Annotated in this window: 21 protein-coding genes, 1 tRNA gene and 1 pseudogene; 13 read left to right on the top strand and 10 right to left on the bottom strand. The window is 47.0% G+C overall.

Features of this window, described 5'->3' with window-relative positions; genetic code table 11:
* Positions 1-219 precede the first annotated feature (219 nt).
* The 3 genes from GO007_RS23630 to GO007_RS23620 all read left to right on the top strand — a co-directional run bounded on the left by GO007_RS23630 (position 220) and on the right by GO007_RS23620 (position 2,777).
* Positions 220-304 (top strand) — tRNA-Leu (locus GO007_RS23630).
* Positions 305-522: 218 nt separating this feature from the next.
* Positions 523-1,779, top strand: a complete 1,257-nt coding sequence (locus tag GO007_RS23625) for a tyrosine-type recombinase/integrase (protein ID WP_095104224.1) — start codon at positions 523-525, stop codon at positions 1,777-1,779.
* Positions 1,780-1,829: 50 nt separating this feature from the next.
* Positions 1,830-2,777 carry a hypothetical protein gene (locus tag GO007_RS23620; protein WP_095104222.1) on the top strand — a complete coding sequence of 316 codons (948 nt, stop codon included), beginning with the start codon at positions 1,830-1,832 and terminating at the stop codon, positions 2,775-2,777.
* 100 nt (positions 2,778-2,877) lie between these two features.
* On the opposite strand, the gene GO007_RS23615 is transcribed toward GO007_RS23620, so the two are convergent.
* A complete protein-coding gene (locus GO007_RS23615) occupies positions 2,878-3,132 on the bottom strand; it encodes a helix-turn-helix transcriptional regulator (RefSeq protein ID WP_095104221.1) in 255 nt (84 codons plus the stop codon).
* Positions 3,133-3,250: 118 nt separating this feature from the next.
* On the opposite strand from GO007_RS23615, the gene GO007_RS23610 reads away from it, so the two are divergent.
* On the top strand, positions 3,251-3,541 hold the full coding sequence (locus tag GO007_RS23610; RefSeq protein ID WP_095104220.1) for a helix-turn-helix domain-containing protein: 291 nt from the start codon (positions 3,251-3,253) through the stop codon (positions 3,539-3,541).
* Positions 3,510-3,773, top strand: coding sequence for a DUF2442 domain-containing protein (locus GO007_RS23605; RefSeq protein ID WP_095104219.1), 264 nt, complete (start codon positions 3,510-3,512; stop codon positions 3,771-3,773). Before GO007_RS23610 ends, GO007_RS23605 begins: the two co-directional genes overlap by 32 nt.
* Before the next feature lie 32 nt (positions 3,774-3,805).
* On the opposite strand, the gene GO007_RS23600 is transcribed toward GO007_RS23605, so the two are convergent.
* From GO007_RS23600 to GO007_RS23585, 4 genes are all read right to left on the bottom strand, one after another.
* Positions 3,806-4,066: a helix-turn-helix transcriptional regulator gene (locus GO007_RS23600; RefSeq protein WP_095104217.1), complete on the bottom strand. Its 261-nt coding sequence runs from the start codon at positions 4,064-4,066 to the stop codon at positions 3,806-3,808.
* Between the two features lie 315 nt (positions 4,067-4,381).
* Complete coding sequence (locus tag GO007_RS23595) at positions 4,382-5,461, bottom strand: helicase RepA family protein (RefSeq protein ID WP_095104216.1); 1,080 nt, start codon at positions 5,459-5,461, stop codon at positions 4,382-4,384.
* Complete coding sequence (locus GO007_RS23590) at positions 5,454-5,675, bottom strand: helix-turn-helix transcriptional regulator (protein WP_095104215.1); 222 nt, start codon at positions 5,673-5,675, stop codon at positions 5,454-5,456. Before GO007_RS23590 ends, GO007_RS23595 begins: the two co-directional genes overlap by 8 nt.
* Before the next feature lie 2 nt (positions 5,676-5,677).
* Entirely contained in the window at positions 5,678-6,556 is an 879-nt protein-coding gene (locus tag GO007_RS23585) for an integrase domain-containing protein (protein WP_095104213.1), read from the bottom strand.
* A 1,000-nt stretch (positions 6,557-7,556) separates the two neighbouring features.
* Here GO007_RS23585 and GO007_RS23580 point away from each other — a divergent pair.
* From GO007_RS23580 to GO007_RS23550, 7 genes are all read left to right on the top strand, one after another.
* A complete protein-coding gene (locus GO007_RS23580) occupies positions 7,557-7,916 on the top strand; it encodes a type II toxin-antitoxin system RelE/ParE family toxin (protein WP_095104212.1) in 360 nt (119 codons plus the stop codon).
* Positions 7,900-8,223: a helix-turn-helix domain-containing protein gene (locus GO007_RS23575; RefSeq protein WP_095104210.1), complete on the top strand. Its 324-nt coding sequence runs from the start codon at positions 7,900-7,902 to the stop codon at positions 8,221-8,223. Before GO007_RS23580 ends, GO007_RS23575 begins: the two co-directional genes overlap by 17 nt.
* A 165-nt stretch (positions 8,224-8,388) precedes the next feature.
* On the top strand, positions 8,389-9,693 hold the full coding sequence (locus GO007_RS23570; RefSeq protein ID WP_095104209.1) for an SIR2 family protein: 1,305 nt from the start codon (positions 8,389-8,391) through the stop codon (positions 9,691-9,693).
* Positions 9,693-11,414: an ATP-binding protein gene (locus tag GO007_RS23565; protein WP_095104208.1), complete on the top strand. Its 1,722-nt coding sequence runs from the start codon at positions 9,693-9,695 to the stop codon at positions 11,412-11,414. Before GO007_RS23570 ends, GO007_RS23565 begins: the two co-directional genes overlap by 1 nt.
* 466 nt (positions 11,415-11,880) lie before the next feature.
* Positions 11,881-12,393, top strand: a complete 513-nt coding sequence (locus GO007_RS23560; protein WP_095104207.1) for a DUF2778 domain-containing protein — start codon at positions 11,881-11,883, stop codon at positions 12,391-12,393.
* Positions 12,371-12,640: a hypothetical protein gene (locus tag GO007_RS23555; RefSeq protein WP_095104205.1), complete on the top strand. Its 270-nt coding sequence runs from the start codon at positions 12,371-12,373 to the stop codon at positions 12,638-12,640. Before GO007_RS23560 ends, GO007_RS23555 begins: the two co-directional genes overlap by 23 nt.
* Before the next feature lies 1 nt (position 12,641).
* On the top strand, positions 12,642-13,133 hold the full coding sequence (locus tag GO007_RS23550; protein WP_095104204.1) for an Hcp family type VI secretion system effector: 492 nt from the start codon (positions 12,642-12,644) through the stop codon (positions 13,131-13,133).
* A 246-nt stretch (positions 13,134-13,379) separates the two neighbouring features.
* On the opposite strand, the gene symE is transcribed toward GO007_RS23550, so the two are convergent.
* Positions 13,380-13,712, bottom strand: coding sequence for an endoribonuclease SymE (gene symE / locus GO007_RS23545; RefSeq protein ID WP_095104203.1), 333 nt, complete (start codon positions 13,710-13,712; stop codon positions 13,380-13,382).
* Between the two features lie 323 nt (positions 13,713-14,035).
* Positions 14,036-14,281 (bottom strand): helix-turn-helix transcriptional regulator, encoded by a 246-nt coding sequence (locus GO007_RS23540; protein ID WP_095104202.1) that lies wholly within the window; start codon positions 14,279-14,281, stop codon positions 14,036-14,038.
* 125 nt (positions 14,282-14,406) lie between these two features.
* Here GO007_RS23540 and GO007_RS23535 point away from each other — a divergent pair.
* Positions 14,407-14,665 (top strand): annotated as a pseudogene (locus tag GO007_RS23535) (helix-turn-helix domain-containing protein).
* Between the two features lie 294 nt (positions 14,666-14,959).
* Here the strand turns inward: GO007_RS23535 and GO007_RS23530 are convergent.
* From GO007_RS23530 to GO007_RS23520, 3 genes are all read right to left on the bottom strand, one after another.
* Positions 14,960-16,279, bottom strand: coding sequence for a J domain-containing protein (locus tag GO007_RS23530; RefSeq protein ID WP_095104200.1), 1,320 nt, complete (start codon positions 16,277-16,279; stop codon positions 14,960-14,962).
* Positions 16,280-16,281: 2 nt separating this feature from the next.
* The gene (locus GO007_RS23525) at positions 16,282-17,982 is read right to left on the bottom strand and encodes an Hsp70 family protein (RefSeq protein WP_095104199.1); all 1,701 of its coding nucleotides are present in this window, start codon (positions 17,980-17,982) and stop codon (positions 16,282-16,284) included.
* 259 nt (positions 17,983-18,241) lie between these two features.
* On the bottom strand, positions 18,242-18,817 hold the full coding sequence (locus GO007_RS23520) for a DJ-1/PfpI family protein (protein WP_095104198.1): 576 nt from the start codon (positions 18,815-18,817) through the stop codon (positions 18,242-18,244).
* Positions 18,818-19,000 lie beyond the last annotated feature (183 nt).

Raw genomic sequence — 19,000 nt, 5'->3', positions numbered from 1 at the left:
TAACAAATGGCTGAAAATGTAAACCGCCCTGAAGCGTTTGCAGGTTTTTGCGAGTGGGTTCGGAGATAAATGCCTGAGAGAGCATGGGATCGCGCGCATTAGCGCGGCATAAGGCGGGTTACGCTGTTTTTTTCGACACTTAGCGTAGCCGGAATACGCTGTTGCTTGCATGGCAGCCAACGACAGGTATAATCCACAACGTTTCCGTATCCCTTCTGTGCCGGAGTGGCGAAATCGGTAGACGCAGTTGATTCAAAATCAACCGTAGAAATACGTGCCGGTTCGAGTCCGGCCTTCGGCACCATTGTGGAAAAATCAGTCACCTTCGGGTGGCTTTTTTTATGTCCATAATCTTCCACTAACTTCCATATCCAATTGTTTAATAACAAATTAATTATTATCTTACTCCCTCCTGAACTGTTCAATTTATCCACATTGGTCTTTTTTCGTCCATTGACATCCAGATGATTTGGGGGTCAAGATGAGGGTCAGTTCACTTCGATTAAGAGTTGACCCCCAATTATGGCCCTGACAGACGTTGTAGCCCGAACCGCAAAGCCTCGCGAGAAAGCTTATAAACTCGCGGATGCACATGGTCTGTATCTGTTGATAAGCCCTGGCGGCTCTAAGCGCTGGTATCTTAAGTACCGCTTTGCAGGTAAGGAGAGCCGGATTGCTTTCGGTGCTTATCCGCTGATCTCGCTGGCGAAGGCCAGAGAAAAGCGCGATGAGGTGCGGTTGCTGCTTGCCGATGGCATCAACCCGGCAGAAAAACGGGAAGAGGAAATGGAAGAAGCGCAGGCCGCGCTGATTACCTTTGAGAAGGTCGCGAGAGACTGGCACCGAAACATCAGCCAAAACCGCTGGTCAGAAACCCATGCTGGACGGGTATGGCGCGATATGGAGCGCAATATCTTGCCAGCGATAGGGCATCGTCACATTGCGGATCTGAAAACCAAAGATTTACTGGAACCGCTGAAAGCCGTGGAGCAAAACGGTCATCTCGATTTAGCGTCACGGCTACGCCAGCGGGTGACCGATATTATGCGCTATGCGGTGCAGAACGATCTGATAGAGCGCAATCCTGCTCAGGATCTCTCCGGGGCAATAGCGCCGCCGAAGGCAACCCATCGTCCGGCGTTGAAGCTGGATAAGCTGCCGGATTTTCTGGCAAGGATTGAACACTATAAAGGGCGAGCGTTAACCACCCTGGCTTTAAAGTTCACGCTGTGCGTTTTTATCCGTTCCAGCGAACTGCGTTTTGCCCGCTGGACTGAAATCGATTTTAAACGCGCTATGTGGACCATTCCGGCTGAACGTGAAGCGATCCCCGGCGTGAAACACTCTCAGCGCGGGGCAAAAATGCGCACTGAACACTTAGTGCCGCTCTCCCGTCAGGGTTTGGCGCTGCTGAAAGAGATTAAGGCCATCAGCGGTGGTCACGAACTGATATTCCCCGGCGATCGTCGTCCGACTAAACCGATGAGTGAAAACACCGTCAATAATGCTCTGCGGGTTATGGGATATGACACCACAACCGAACTGTGCGGGCATGGTTTCCGCACGATGGCCTGTAGCGCCCTGGTTGAGTCCGGGCAGTGGTCGCGGGATGCGGTCGAGCGGCAAATGAGCCACCAGGAGCGCAATGGCGTGCGGGCGGCTTATATTCATAAAGCCGAACATATCGAAGAACGGCAGCTGATGCTGCAATGGTGGGCGGATTATCTTGATGCGAATCGGGAAGGGTATGTGGTGCCGTATGAGTTTATGAGGGGATGAGTTTTATGCGCTCATAATTTAACCTGTAATTATTTTATGGATAAAATGCTATGTTATTCGAAAAGATAAAAACGTATTTTCTTTATATAATTTTATCAGTGTTTTTAATTACTAATACTTTTCTTGTTAAGCACGAATTCATTTTTAAAAAAATATTTATTTTGTTGTTTCTTTTTTTGACGGTGGTTGTTTGTTTCTATAAAAAGGATGAATTTAGAAGAATAATATATTATTTTATTTATTTTAATAATGACAAGCTTGTCAAGAAAATTTCAGGAGGGCTATCATTACTAGCCTGGTTGTTCTTTTTATCATCTTTTTTCTTACTAAACATTGGTCTTGTATGGTTTGCTAGATGGTTTATTCTGGCATTTATTATATTTGTCGTTATTAGCGGTGTTTTTACCTTTTATGACCTTGAACGTGGAAATAGTGTTATTTTTAGTAAGCTGAAAATTGTGTTTGTCAGTGGTGTATCCTTATTGTATTTCATTACAAGTACATATGCGGCTAGCTATTTTATGCAAATGAGCAATATGGATATAAGTGATTCTCCGTTGCTTGAGTTTGGATGGAAGATTGCTTTTTTTGCTATTTATTTTTTCATGTTCTTACAACCAGTTTCATACGGTATTTTTCTGTTAGTATCAAATAAATTAAAAGGGCATCAGTTGATGACTATTTTTGGAGTCATCATGTTAACATCATTACTGTTGTTTGCTGTACCTCGCTGGGCTGAGAATTTTGTAGTAGTCGTGCTCGATTGGGCTACCAGTAGTGAATGGCATACTTCTATAACATGCGGTTCTCTGAATATTAGTGATTCCGCAGAGCGTTATTTCGGATTTAATACAGACAAGTACACAGTCTATTTCTCTAATCGTGATGGGAAGTGGGGGTTTGAAGAAATTAATTGTATTAAAGATGATAAAAACCAAGACTCATTAAAACGTGTTCTTGTAAGTCAATCAAAAATGCCTAAATGGTTTAAAGAATAAAGAATTTTACAGACACCATCCATCAATTACCTGCGCATCTACCTTTACACCGCTCCAGCCCCCTTCTCGTGGGGGGCTGGAGCTAATACTTCTTATGTGACTAATTTTTCTTCGCCTTAGAATAATCAAGAATCATTTCCGCCAGATCGTCTTCTACCGCGTAAAAATAGCAGGCGGGAATATTCATAACCGACGCTAACCGACAGGCCAGTTCAAAGTCCGGCGTGTGTATACCGCGTTCATATTGATTCATGCGGGCACTCGCTGTCGCTTCATCGACTCCAGCAAGAATCCCCAGTCGTTCCTGTGATAGGCCAGCCTTTAAACGTGCAGCTTTTAAGCGATGAGGTAACATGAGAATCCTGATTTCTTGCGTGACTTGCCGCGATTCTCATCTGTATGTATTGAAAATATACTAAGTAATACTTAGTATCTGGTGTGTGTGGTTACTTGGGATCTTAATGGAGAAAGGTATGACATCACATCATGACTGGCATCAGGCAGATATCATCGCCGCCTTACGTAAGAAAGGCACTACGTTGGCCGCGCTATCGCGTTCTGCGGGACTGAGTTCTTCAACACTCGCCAATGTGCTTTCTCGCCCATGGCCAAAAGGAGAATGGCTTGTGGCTACGGCGCTGGACGTGCATCCTGCGGAAATCTGGCCCAGCCGTTATTTTGATGATTCTGGTGTTCTACTGGACAGAAAAATACGCATAAGGAAAAAATTGAATGAAAAGGATGAGCAATCCATTGCTGGATAAATCGACAGTAGCTGTTTATTTTTCAAGCGAATATCTGCATGTACAGGTTAAGGGAAAAGAACAGCTAAATATCCCACTCAAAAACTTCCCTCGCCTTGAACGCGCTACGGCAAAACAGAGAGATAATTTCACCCTTAGCTATGGCGGTGGTATATATTGGGAAGATATTGATGAGGATATCAATATTGAGGCGCTTTATGCGGGCGCTATCAGAGATATGACTAATCGGTAAATGACGATATGCGGTATGGGTTCATATATCGGTTAGATTCCGGACTGACGAGTATTCGCATATTCCAGTATTATTTCCGCCAGATCGTCCTCTACCGTATAAAAATAGCAGGCGGGAATATTCATAACTGATGCTAACCGGCAGGCCAGTTCAAAGTCCGGCGTGTGTATACCGCGCTCATATTGATTCATACGAGCACTGGCCGTCGCTTCATCTATCCCGGCAAGAATCCCCAACCGTTCCTGTGATAGGCCAGCCTTTAAACGGGCGGCTTTTAAGCGATGAGGTAGCATAAGAATCCTGATTTCTAACGTATCCTGTCACGATTCTCATCTGCGCTTGTTAAAAATATACTAAGTAATACTTAGTTGTTGATGTGTATGTTTACTTGTTTCTTAATGGGGGAAAGTTAGAAAATAATCCCCCACATTCCCCCCATTTGGGGATGGATCACGCTTTCCCCCACATGATTTTTATAGTTATGCAAAAAATGATTGTTTATTAGTAGGTTAAATCATTCCCCCACTTAGCGTATATATACATCCAGGAAGTGGGGGAAAATACCGGACAGGATGACCAGATATCCGTTCGCCCCCACTTTCCCCCGCTTAATCCCCCATTTTGTGGCGATGCGGCAATGGCGTAATGTGTTCGCCACCCAATGTGATCAGACCATCCTTTTCCAGTTTATCCAGCCAGCGGGTAAACTTTTTGGATACATCAAATCCCATCGCTTTCATATCGTCCCTGACTAATGCGCGGGTGCAGCTATCGCCGCTGGCCGTGCGCGAACGAATGGCCTGCCATAGGGCAAAATGATTTTCCGTCAGCCGCGAAATACCGATCAAATCAGGGTCGCTGGTAACATCATTTTCCCTGACTTCACGGCCTTCATCGTTCAGCACCAGCGAGGTGATCCGATCGCCATCATCATCCACGTATAAATCGACGGAATGTAGGTCATAGGCACGACGTGGCGGTTCTTCCGCATCTTTCATCTTGGTACAACTTAGGATCAACGCGCCACCGTCACCTTCACGGCGCACGTTAAACTCCACGTCCAGTGCCGCCCGGAATGCGCTGGAACCGCGCGCGCCTTTATCCTGATCTTTGCCAGAGTGGTGAATGATTAGCACCGTAGCCTGTGTGGCCGCTTTGATATAGTCGCATCCCTGAATAAATGCACCCATGTCTTTAGCGGCGTTCTCGTCCGAGCCACCGAAGCAGCGGGCGAGCGTATCCAGAATGATCAGACGGATCGGCATACCGGTTGCAGCCTTAACATCTTTGGCGGCTTGTATCACCTGTTGTACGCTCTCCGGGCTGGCAGGAAAGACCGGGCAATCGATGCGATAAAGCGCATCAATCGGGCTACCGCCGTTAAGCGTTTGCTCCCATGCCCGGATACGGCGGGGAACGCCGATCCCACCTTCACCGACGACATAAATGACGGCTCCTTGTGTGACCGGTTTACCAGCCCACGGCTTGCCAGTGGCAATATGGCACCCCCATGATACCGCCAGGAAGGATTTGTAAGATCCGCTGGCACCGTAAGCGCTGGCAACGGACGAGGCTGGTAAATACCCCTTAATCAGATAGTCCTGTTGGGTGTCAAAGCCGTCAGAACCTTTGCGCAGGGGAAGCGAGGTTTTGAATTCTGCTTCGGTATCGGTTACGGATTTACTCATCGTTTCGCTTCCCCGCTTGCTGTATTTCCTCGCGTTTGCTGATACGTTCAGCAACCCAGTCATTCACTTCGCTTTCCAGCCATGCCACGGAGCGGGAACCAATTTTGACTGCCGGAGGAAAATCGCCTTGGCTAATCAGAAGATAAATCCATGATTTCCTGAAGCCGGTTCTTTCCATTACTTCTGATAATCGCAACAGCTTGAAGTTTGTCATCGTCAGTCCTCCTTCCTGGTGTAGACGCGCTCAACATAACGGCCCCGACCATCGCCGTGACCGAGATCCATTGACGTCAGCGCCCTGGCTTCACTGCGGGAGAATCCTTGTGACAGGTAATAACGAATGGCATCCTGCGCCCATGCGTAGCGCAGGCTGTGTGGGGAATGATGGCCGGTCAGCCCTAACCGCGTGGTATGAGAGCGCCAGAAGTTCATGGCAGTTTTTAAATCTGGCTTGTCGATTAGCTTGCCATTACGTGTTTTAGTAACCAACAGAGCCTCTTTTACCGCCTGTTGTACAGCATTACGGTCGATGATCCGCGTTTCACGTGGTCTGCCGCCTTTAGTGCCAAAAACAATGGTGAGCGTTGATTGATTGCGTTCAAGCTGTTTTTCCCATGTTTTCAGCGAACTGGCACATTGCACGGCTTCCTGTGAGCGTAGTCCCAGCAACCTGGCAAGTTGAAGGGCGCAGGTAAGCCCTCGGTCATGCTGCCGTGCGCTGCGCAATACAGCCTGAAATCGCTCATCCGGGATCGCGAATTTCGTGCCTGCGCGACTTGCTCCGCTTAATCCCAACGCTTTATTCGTTAAACGTGTTGATGTCACGAGCTTTTCCCTGCCAGCCAGCCGAAACACCGTGCGCAACGCCGACATGTCGTTATGCAGAGTACGAACAGCGATACCTGTTGCCTGGCGATCGGCAATATAGCTCTCGATATGTTTAGTTTTCAGATGCTGAACATCCCGAACCTGGATATTGAGTGCGATCAGGTGACGACAAAATCGGTCAATAATGCGGGTACGATCATGAACAGTTTTAAAGCTGCCGCCGACCTGTTTCGCCAGCATTTTCATTTCACGGCTTAATTTACTCATAGCGAACTTCTCTCAATTTCAACGAGCTGCATTTCTCTGGCGCATGGACTAAATGGCAGAAACAATCGACATTGACCTGCCTTGAACGATACCTGTGCGCCAGAGCGGGCAGCAGTTGAGGTATTAGTGGGGTGTCGGTAATGCACTCGGTGCAGCCTCCTGCGATGCAGGTATCCCCTCAGGCCGTTGGCCTGCCTCGGTATCGGTTCAAATCTCCTGTAAAAAGTGGTCAGTTCGGCTGCCGAACTTGTGTGTCAGATTCATGGCTCGTTGAGTGAAGTTGCCTGCCTCAAAGGCTGAGGTTGGTTCGTGCTGTGGCGTCACTTTCATGCGTTAACACGCGAAAAGTGACGCCACATATTAATTCGCAGCAGGGCAGGCGCATGCAGATGCCTGATGGTATAGCAAGGCGCAGCCAGCAGCGTTTAATACGTGCCAGAATTGAGGCACAGAAAACCCGTCGGTACGGGATGTACCTGTGGTTAAGCAGGTGATGATATTGCTATCGTCCAGGCAAAAGCTGTTGCTTTGCTGGCGGCAAATCATTCACTGAGGAGAAGACCGTATACAGCATTCTTTACAGATAATGCCGATCGGCGAGGAAACGCTCGTTATTAGCCGTCTCTTAAGTTTAAGGAACCTTTATCGTCACGTCATAGGTGCGTTTTTGTTGACGATACCTGCTTTCAAAGGTGAGCAGGTTTACCGCTTCCAGCGTTGTCTTTCAGGTTACGACAACTTTCTTTGTGGTCACCCGAAGGCGTCAGTCTCAGACCACACTCCATTCCTTATGACTTTGGCTTGTGACCACCCGAAGGCGTTTCTCACAGATCACTCGTATCATCCTGATACTGGAAACATTGGCTGGCTGTCGTTGACAGCGGATATGCGTGGTTAAAAATACGGCAAAATCATGTTGGCTTCAAGTGCTTTGCATCAGTGAAAAAAGGGAGTAACCTAGCACCAGGTGCTATAGTTAAGGTTACAGGATGTCAGCCTGATGCGTGTATTCAAAACAAAATGGTTCAGCAAGGCGGCTAAATCTCACGCCATCAAAGATAGTGAATTATGCCAGGCTATTGAGGCGGCGATGCAAGGTAAGGCTGACGACCTCGGCGGGGGAGTTTACAAGAAGCGGCTGAACCAGAATCGCGATCGCGCCATTATCCTGGCGAAAGGTGGAGAGCACTGGTTTTACACGTTCCTTTATGCCAAGCAGGATATGGCAAACATTGATAATCGCGAACTGGCCGGATTCCGCGAGTTAGCAAAGCACTACGCTGCCCTTGCTGATGAAAAGATTACGGCACTGATTAAGAGTAAAGAACTGGTGGAGATTTGCCATGACTGCAAAAAGTAAATTCAAGAGTCCTGCATTTGAGGCCATCCACAGCGCGGCTTCTGGTTTATTCAGCGTCGATGCTATCCCACAGGAAACGATGCGCAACTTTGATAAAGCGTGCCTTAATAACGTGGACGATCTGCAACCTGTTGAGATTAAGGCATTGCGCGAGAAGCTGAACGTCAGCCAACCGGTTTTTGCCAGTTATCTGAATACCAGTGTGTCAACGGTGCAGAAATGGGAAAGTGGTGTAAAGCGTCCAAGTGGATTATCGCTGAAACTGCTTACTGTGGTGCAGAAGCATGGGTTGAAGGTGTTGGTATAATCTGTATTCAAAAAATGATTATATATAATTTGGTAATTAAATTGATTTTTAATGAAAATATAGATTCATATTTGAATATATTAATTGAAAGTGTTTTTGTTGATTTCTTTCAATTGATTTTGTGAAATAACTCTGAAAAAATCACATACATTTAAGGGGTAGTAGATGGAAACCAATCCTGATGGATATATCTCTTTCATGAAGCCAGGAAGTAAGAAATGGCTGCCGTTAGATGATAACTCATTCATTTTTTGGCGAGATCAGAAAATTGATATTGGCTTAGACCTGATTGGTGATAATGATGACGTTATACCTCCAGCACCACTAACGGATTCAGATAAGGACATTATTAAAGATAACCGAAATTATTTTAATGATATTCTACTTCGCTCTCTCCAGTTACCAAATTTATCATTCTTTGCCGGTAGTGGTACTTCTTTAGGGGAGGTAGGTGGTCCAAGCATGTGGGATCTGTGGGTTCAAGCTATGTGGAAGAACCCATCAGCAAAAAAAGATGATGTTGATTATGGCTGCCTGAAAGAAACGGCTTCTAATGTATGTGATAAAGTAAAATATTCTGAAAAAGAATATCCTAATATCGAACATTTCTTATCACAATGTGATGCTTATTTAGCATTTCATAACGATAAAATCGTGTCTGATTTTTTAAATGAAGTTAAGTCTATAATATTAGAACAATGTCAAAAATTCATAATTACGGGAAAAAGCAATTTATCATCATATATGATGTTATTGCAGAAAATGGCGAGACGTCGAGTAAGAGACCCTCGATTAAAAGTCTTTACCACAAATTATGATATGACTTTTGAAACATCTGCATCTGATCTTGGTATGATGGTAATTGATGGGTTTTCATATACGGGAAAAAGAAAATTCGATGGTAAATATTTTAATTATGATGTTATAAAAAGGGATGAGAATGAGCACGAATTTATAGAGGGTGTTTTTCAGTTATATAAACTACATGGTTCAGTTAGTTGGTCGAGAAGTGATGGTGGAATATATGAGAATAATGAGCCATCAGCAAGTTCTGCATGTTTAATTTATCCTGCAAAAGGAAAGTATCAGCAAGCATTTATACAGCCTCACCTTGAGTTGTTGTCAAGATTTCTTGATTCATTAAGGGTCAAAAATAGTTGCTTAGTGATTTCTGGTTTTGGGTTTAATGATGACCATCTTTCAGAACCTATTTACTCAGCTATAAAATCAAATCCTAGCCTGAGATTAATTGTTGCTGATTTTAAGTGCGCGACACACATTGAGAATGATGGGAGGAATGGCTCAAGTAAATATTGGAAACTCTTTTCAGAATTAGCATTGAATGGGTATGATATATTTTTCGTAAATGCCTCATTTAAGGATTTTGTTCGCTTGATACCTAACTTAAAAGCATTGACTCCTGCTGACCAGTTAGCAAAAGCAATAAAGCAAGCAGGGGGAGAACAATAGTGGAAAATCAAGATTTCATTTCTACAGGAATACTGCGTAGTGATCTAAAGGTTGGCGTTGTATCTTCGGTTTCAGCTCAGACGGTCAGAGTAAATCTGACTCATGCAGGAAGTGTAAGTGGAAGTTATATTCATGGAAATAGATATGGTAAAGGTGAGGTTGGTGAAATATTATTAATTGAAGGTCAGCAGTCAATCATTCTAGGTCGGATGATTGAAGTGAAACTACCTGAAAGAGATCGTAATGAGGTTTCTGAACGTTCAACAGGGAAAGATAATATTGATGCAATAGGCTACATACAACTACTTGGTTCTATTGATATATCAGATCTGAAAGTAGAGTCTGGTATAAAATCATTTCCTAGACTCGGGGATAGAGTTTTTTCTGCGCCATTAGAGTTTATCTCACTAATTCCTGAGTTAATAAATAAAGGAATTAATGAAGCAGATGATAATAACATTTCTATTAATTTAGGTGTGATTTCTGGTGGGATAGATAGTTTTGTTCGAGTTACTCCTGAGAAGTTATTTGGTAGGCATTGTGCTATCTTAGGGGCAACAGGAGGTGGTAAAAGCTGGACAACATCCAAGATCATAGAAGAATGTTCAAATTATAAAGGTTCAAAAATAGTTATCATAGATGCTACAAGTGAATATAGATCTTTTGATTCAGATAATGTCATCCACTATCATATTGGTAACCCCTTAAATTCTCATAATAATTCTATCGAATTTCGGATACCTCCAACTGATTTTGTTGAGTCAGATTTTATCGCAATGTTTGATCCTTCAGGTAAGGTTCAGGGACCAAAATTAAAAGAAGCCATCAAGAGTTTACGTCTAGTTACACTTGATCCAAGGATAGCAACTAATGGGGTTTTAATTAAAATAAATCAACCTAAAACAGATTACCGAAGGGCATTAAACACTAGTGGTAACTCCAAGTTGGTTGATAATCCATCCCAACCATTTGATGTGACAAAAATAATACCACAAATAATTCAAGAATGTTGTTGGGATAATCAAGATTCGTGGGGGGCGGCTAATAATGATCTTGGTTATTGCTCATCACTTCTTACTAGAATTCAGGCTGTCATTTACTCACCTTCTTTAAAGTCAGTATTTCATGGGGATGAAACTCTTAGTAGTCTTGGTGAGGTTTTTGATGATTTTTTAAATGGAGATAAAAGAGTTTTACGTCTTTGTCTTAGTGATGTTAGTTATGAGTTTTATGCCCGTGAGATATTAGCTAATGTTATAGGAAGAAAGTTGCTTACGTTAGCTAGATCTGAATCCTTTCGAAAGCAGCCATTATTAGTTATCGTTGATGAGGCCCATAATTTCTTAGGTAAAAGAGTTGGCTCAGAGGATCACTCAGTAAAGTTAGACGCATTCGAAATGATTGCTAAAGAAGGTAGAAAGTATGGCCTGAATATATGTCTTACAACGCAGAGGCCAAGAGATATTACTGAAGGGGTTTTAAGTCAAATTGGAACGCTTCTCGTTCATCGATTAACTAATGATCGAGATAGAGAGGTTGTTGAAAGGGCTTGTGGAGAAATTGACAGAGCTGCAGCAGCATTTTTACCCAGTTTAAAGCAGGGAGAAATTGCTCTTGTTGGCGTCGATTTTCCTATCCCTATGACAATACAGATAGGAAAACCGGTATATCCTCCAAAATCTGATTCTCCTAGTTTTCAAGATATTTGGAGCAAAAATTAATCAAATTTATATGGTGCGAGGTATTTTGGGGGTCAGATTGGTGGTCTATTTTATTTTTAATTAAAATTAATCCATGAAAATTAGTACATTATATGATAATGACGAGTCCGGCCTTCGCACCTTTCTCATTTTTATAAAAAATCAGCTCAGTGAAATATTTTAATTTTCTTGTATGTCTAATATTAACTCTTTCTTTCCCGCACAAAGGCCGCTGTGAGTGTTAATGGCGCTGGACCGTTAGCTCACGGGCCTGGCTTAAACTCTTCCTGCATCTCAGCCAGGTTCCTGAAGCGTACATACATATCCTGATAAATTTCACTATTTGCCATAACCCATATACTGCCACCACAAGCTCACCAACAATAAAAATAAGATAACTTTAAATAAAATCATAAAGTTAAAATAGACCGTTTACTAAACTGCCTATACCCTAATCCGCATGTGATAAACGGATATTGGACGGTTTATGGCTCTACATGGAAAGTTGATACTTAGCGGGGCTGATTACATACCGCTTACCTTTAATGGGATCGGCGTATTTATGGCCTTTTCTGGCAATGGTCTTTATAAGAACAAGGGCGCGTGTGGGATGATAATTAATGATGGCCCACTCCCTCCGGGAAAGTATTACATCGTAGACAGGCCAGCCGGAAGCAAGCTAAATCAGGTTAGGGCATGGGGTATCGACTTATTTAAAAGCACCTTCATGTATCACGTTGACCATTCTGAATGGTTCGGCCTGTACCGGGCTGACGGTATGATTGACGACACTACATTTTACAAGGGTATTTCCAGAGGTAGTTTTAGACTCCATCCGGGCCAACTTTCTGAGGGTTGCATAACCCTTGCTCACCAATCCGACTTCAACAGACTGCGCGACGCTCTTTTAAGAACAAAGAAAGAGAAAGTACCGGGTATAAATTTAGATTCATACGGCACGATTGAGGTAGTAGCAAATGGCTCGAACATTTGCCCGTAGATTAGCCAAGGTCGCCTACTTCCTGTTAATCCTGCTTGTTATTGGGCGTTCCTTGGGGGATCCGTACTTATGGGTTAGCCATGACTTTGGCTATTGGGTGGTACATCTGTTTTACGGTAACGAAGATGCAGGAGTTGAGAACATAGAAGACGTGTTTTTCTACATCGCATTTATTACCGAGATCGCAGCAGCAACAGCAATTTATCTCATAACGATGAAGTTGATCAGAAAAATAAGGAGCAAATGAAATGCCAATCCCTCCGTACATGTGGCTAAAAGACGATGGCGGCGCAGACATTAAAGGATCTGTGGACGTTAAGGATCGTGACGGTTCTATTGAGATTATCGGACTGAGCCACGGAATTAACTTACCTGTAGATAATGCCAACGGTAAGATTACTGGCACACGTCAGCATTCCTCAATGATGATTGAAAAGGAAGTTGATAGCTCGACCCCATATCTTTATAAGGCCGCTGCAACTGGTCAGACGCTGAAAAGTGCGGAGATCCGTTTTTACCACATCAACGACGCAGGGCAAGAAGTGGCTTATTACTCCGTCCTGATGGAAAACGTGAAGATTACAGGCGTTAACTGCGGTGTTCCTAACTGCAAACTTGCAGCCAATAACAAAATGAATCATATGGAATCAGTGGCTATACAGTACGAGAAGATTACCTGGAAGATTCACGACGGGAACGTTCAGTTTACTGATGCCTGGAGCGAGCGCCCAACAGCGTAAAGAAAGGAGGCTTTACTCCCCCCTCGATTATTTCAAAGCCCGTATGTAATCAAGTAAGGTTTTCAGTTGGCTACCTTTCATAGCCGCCCTTCAAGGGAAAACTCTTCTACTAAATTATTTCGCACATCCCGAGCATACCCGACGTAATACTTTACTGATGGGGATGCGTTTGTCTCAAAATACTCTATTTTCCCCGGAGAGCTAAATGAAAAATAACCGCTCCTGACCTATCAGGAGCGGTATTTATTATGTTCTCGCGGCTTTCCCCGCAATCACCCCAATAAACTCCCTTACCTGCTTCTGCTTACTCGCCGACAGCTTCTCCACCCGGCGCATCGCTTCTTCCAGCTCCGGTTCCGGCTCAATCGCCGTCAGCACGATGCAGCCCGCCATGACCCGAACCTCTACCTTTGCTCCCGTCGCGAACCCGGCCGCCTCCAGCCACTGGCCCTTCATAACGATAGCCGGAATACGGGTATAATCCGGAAAGCGGCTCGCATAGCTCACGGTAAGCTGGCGCTTATTTTTCATCGGCGCTTCTGCATCGAATGAATCTGCAATACAATCGGTCTCAGTCATAATTGCTATTCCCAATTAATAGTGATTGTGATGAGCGATGCGGACGTGTTGGCGCACATCCGCATCGCGCTAAATAACACCTGTAAATTTAACCAGTAGGGAAAGTAAAGTCCAGCGGATTATAAAACTTAATCAGCGTCTTCTGGCTTATTTTAAGAATTTGGGGATAATATTTAATCGTTATGTATATAGCGCATAAATAGAATAAATGAATAGATTTATTTTCTTATTAATAATTAAATGGCTTAGCGCTAAATATTATTATCAACCATCGGAAAAACGCCAGTCTCGCCACCCCAACTTACGAATAAAACCCGCCCGCCTCAGCGCTGATACCAGCCCGCCACCACTTCCGCCAGATCGTCCTCGACCGTATAAAAATAACAGGCCGGGATATTCAGCACCTCCGCCAACCGGCAGGCCAGCGCGAAATCCGGCGTGTGGATACCGCGCTCATACTGGTTCATCCGCGCGCTTGCCGTCGCCTCATCGATACCCGCGAGGATACCCAGCTTCTGCTGGGAAATTCCCGTCCTGAGACGCGCTTCTTTTAAACGGTGCGGCAGCATGATGATCCTGAAAGGCTGGAAACAGAATCACGATTCTGGAAGCTGTTAGTTGAAAATGCACTAAGTATTACTTAGTGTGGTGGTGAGAATATGAACGACTTCGCGCACACAAAGGAATGAATGAGATGAATAGAACCGATATGCATCCGGCTGATATTATTGAGCAATTGAAAAAACGTAACCTGTCGCTGGCGGCGGTGTCGCGCCAGGCGGGACTGAGTTCGTCAACGCTGGCCAACACGCTGTCTCGTCCCTGGCCCAAAGGGGAGTTCTTAATCTCCCAGTCGCTGGGGAATCGACCCTGCGGAAATCTGGCCGAGTCGCTACTTCGATCGGGAGGGTAACCCGATCGACAGAAAGAAACTGATTCGTACAAAGTTTTGAACGATCCGCTTGCGAAGGCGTGACGTGGATAGCTATTCGCAGGGCAGTACATCTGGCCACCGGCTAACGCCAGTAACTGGATGAATAAAGTGACAAGGGGAGGGGGCATCCCTGTGCCTCCATGCTACAGGGCGGCGGATATCATCGCCTTGCAGCCGGCAACCTAAGTCGCCAGCAGTTTTCAACCAGGGCATACTGACCGTGGGCAATGGCCAGCAGAGTCTGTACCTTATCGTAAGGATCGGATACCTACGAAGCGAGATGCCTACGGATATATCTAATCCACAGGCTTTTTTATTTCACAAAGAAGGTCATTTCAATGAGGATGCCGTAAAGCATTGGCAATAGCATCAGGCCCAGCAAATTGACCAGCGGCGGAAGCTGACGAATAAATAAAATGGGAAACATCAGGAAAACCACGATGATGGTGATGGGCAGGGTGCGCCACTCGCCGCGCCGTTGCCACAGCGCCCAGACGACCGGAATCACCAGGAAGGGCACGATAACCAGCATCCGCGTGGCCAGCGCATCCTTCCCCGGCCAGGCGCTTCCCCCTCGCAGAATACTGTAAAATGCCACCGCAATAATCGACACTGACGCCAGCCAGAAAAAGGCATGAACGTATTTATGGGCCGCTCCTCCGGCTTCAAACCGACGTTCGAGCGCCGGGTAGCCCCAGATAAAGGTGGCAACGACCGCTAGCATCAACCCGGACTGTAACGCCATCTTGGGTGATGCCTGGCCCGGCAGCCAGGCCGTATAGCCCCAGAACAGAATGGCAATAATTGCGCCCCAGCTTATCGCCAGTCCGGGCTTGTCGAGCTCGTTAAGAAGTTGGGGATTAAGCCGCTCCTGAAGATCTGGGTACTGCCGACGTATCTCGCTGGCCTGCTTCACTACTTGCTGCAAAAGATCGGGAATCAGCCTGACCCACCACCGAACAGGTGTGCCTTTTTCCGCCAGCAGGCGCCATTTCAGCTGTGCCAGGCGGCTACCGGCATAGCGCGCTGCCAGAGCTTGCCAGTAGTCTTCCTGTTCGCTATGGGTTATCTGTTCTTCAAGCGCGAAGATAGCCCAGTCGGGAAGTTGAGACGAGTGGTAGCGGTCAATCTGCCAGTCCATCACCGCGGAAACTTCATTTAACAAACTACGATTAAGCCCCGGCTGCTCGCTTAGCGATTCGGCCAGCATCAGGCTAAAGGCCTGCCTGGCCGCAAGCGCATCGTGTATTTCATTATCAAGATACTCGTGCAGTTCGCCCAGCCCGCTAAGCTCGTCGCTGATTAATAACGTGGCAAGCCGTTGGGCGCGATGCCACAGAACGTCCCTGCTCCAGCTCGCTTCCGGCAGCGCCGGCTGTTCCAACGTCAGCGAATGAGCATATGCCGCCATCGGCGTTGGCTCAGGCTCTTCCCGCGCCACGGTTTCCTCTTCGGGCAGAGTGATGAACGAACTGGCATAGCGTTTAGCGCTATCAAACGCTTCGCGCAACTCCTGAAATCCCTGCGGGTCGTCAGCCGGCCGCCGTTGCTTTAATTCTCGAGCATAGGCGCGGCGGATCTCCCGTTCGTCCGTTGTGGGTTCAATGCCGAGTACATCCCAAATTGTCGCCATCGTTAAAATCCATTATTAAACTGATCCAGTACCCGGCTCAGCTCATCCTGTGCCGAAGTGATTAAACGCAAATCCTGTTTTTCCAGCGCTTGTTCGAACTGCGTGGCGTAGTAATCAATAATCTGCCGATTTTCACCCAGCGCTTGCTCATAACGCTTCGCGGCTTCTGCGAGCAGCTGGCGATTCGCCGGGAGATCTCGCGGGTGTTGCTTCAGCGCGTTGAGCGCCTGCAGACGCAGGGCAATTTCTTCTGCACTCAGCGTTCCCGGCGCCTTCTCGATGACCATCGTCGAGGCGGCCCCCTGGCCGCTGACTGTGCACGCCACTTCCAGGATACCGTCCAGGGTATAAGTGAAGCGTACGTCTATGCTGACTTCGCCCGCCTTACGAACCGGAACTTTAACGGACATTCTGTCGAGTAGCAGATTATCGCTGACTTTACGCGACTCTCCTTGATAGACCTCAATCTCAATCTGGCGCTGGTTATCGCTCATGGTGCTGAAGGTCTGCATCACACTCACCGGAACAAATGCATTGCGCTCGATAAGCGGGGAGAAAAACCCTTCTTCTATTTTATCGCCGCTACGTCGTGCCACCGCGATCCCAAGCGAATAGGGCATCACGTCGGTCAGGACAATATCATCCAGGGCGCGGTCCTGCGCGATTAAGCCCGCCTGAACGCCGGCACCGAGCGCGACAACTTCATCGGGATTCAGCTCACTACGCGGAAACCGGCTGAACATGCGGGCCACCAGCTGGCGTACCAGCGGCATTCGCGTGGCTCCCCCCACCATAATCACGTGATCGAGCTGACTGACGTCAAACTGCGCATCCTGCAGCGCCTGAAGCACCGGCTTTTTGAGCTTCGCCAGCAGCGGACTACAGCACTCATGGAACGTGTGTTCATCCAGCTCCCAGCGGTACCCCGTCCCGGCGTGCATCAGCTCTACGCTGGCGATATCCTGGCTACTGAGCCTTTGCTTCAGCTCTTCGGCCTGTTGGGTGAGGGCCGCTGACAGCTCGGGGTGGTCCGGCGTCAGCTCAGGATAACGGCTTATCATCCACTGGCGTACCGCCTGGGTAAAATCGTCGCCGCCAAGCCAGGCGTCGCCGCTGCTGGCCCGCACCTCAATCACGCCGTCAAACATATCGACAATCGAGACGTCAAACGTGCCGCCGCCAAGATCAAAGACCAGGAACTTTTGCTCTCTGGCATCGGCGAGGCCGTAGGCCAGCGCCGCCGCCGTGGGCTCATTGAGCAGGCGCTCGACCTTGAGTCCGGCCATCTGTCCGGCGGCTTTAACCGCCTTGCGCTGCGAGTCGTTGAAATAAGCCGGCACGGTAATCACCGCGCGCGTGATGGGGCAGCCTAGCGCCACTTCGGCGTCGGTTTTTAATTTACGCAGCACTAATGCGGAGAGCTCTTCGGCGCGAAATGGTCTGGCGCCGAGAGTGAACACTTTGTCTGTGCCCATGTAGCGCTTGAAGCTGGCGACGGTCAGATGAGGATGGCTAACCAGCCTGGCTTTTGCGGCTTCGCCTATCAGCAAATGGCCTTCGTCATCAACGCCCACAGCGGAGGGCGTCAGGCGTTCGCCTTGAGCGCCGGTAATGAGCGCGGTCCCTTGTTCGCTAAAATATGCAACGGCACTGTTTGAAGTGCCAAGATCGATACCGATTATCGGTGAAGAATTGCCTGTCATCGCCTTATCCCTGACATGTATAACTGACCGTTTTCTTTAATGACCTGATGCGCAATGCGCCAAAAGATTATAGGTAATGGCTGGCTTTTGGGCTTCGTTTTTTAAACCCATGCTATCGCCGCCGCCCGACAAGGATTATTGGCCAACCCGTTCGCCGGAACCTGCGGCCGTTTTCGTCCCTAAACGGCTGCGTGCCTGATGTGGAATGCAACATCAACACCAGGCGATGACGCAAATTTTCGGGTAGGACGCGCGTTTTTTATGGCGATACGCGCCAGTGGTCGTAATAGATATGCTCGATCTGGAGATTGGTGTCTTCCTTATCCCCGGTCAGGCAGTAGGCAATCGTGCCGGCGAAGTTGAAAGCCACTCCCAATCCTTTGCCGCTAATCAGGTTACCATCTTTTATCACGTCCCGATCGACATAGACCCCGTCCGTTACGTTTTGCCAGAGGTCCCCTGAACAGACGTAGCGCCGGCCTTTTAGCAGCTTATTACCTCCGAGCACGCGCGCCGCGGCGGAACAGATAGGGCAGATCAGTTTTCCGGCGTCGTCATGCCGGCGGATAAACTCGATGACCAGCGGATTCGCGGCCAGACTTTGCGTGCCCTGCAGGCCGCCGGGGATGACCACCGCATCGAATAATGTATCCATGCTCCTTTCCAGAAGCGTATCTGCAAACATGCGTATATTGTGGTAGCTACGCACCTCCAGCATATCCTGACAGGACAGCATTTTTACATCGATCTTCATACGGTGCAGGATATCTATCACCATAACAGCTTCTGCTTCTTCAAAGCCTGGTGCCAGCAGGACGGCGACGCTCTTAGTCATACTCTCTCCATTAAATTAGCAATGAAAATCATGGTTGGTTGAGAGTAACAAATAACCTCTTTATTATGAAACGTTGTTTCATTAACTGGCGAGATTGCCAGTAGCGCGAGTAGTGCTCGCCTGTCTTCATATTTGTTAGCCGGATAACGACATTTTTTACGTAGGTGTAATAGGCGCCCTCGA

The sequence above is a fragment of the Klebsiella sp. 10-1 genome (genome assembly GCF_009758445.1).
In the GTDB taxonomy this organism is placed as follows: Bacteria; Pseudomonadota; Gammaproteobacteria; order Enterobacterales; family Enterobacteriaceae; genus Klebsiella; species Klebsiella scottii.
Note: the sequence above shows the minus strand (reverse complement) of the source record. Positions and strands in the feature narration are given on the sequence as shown.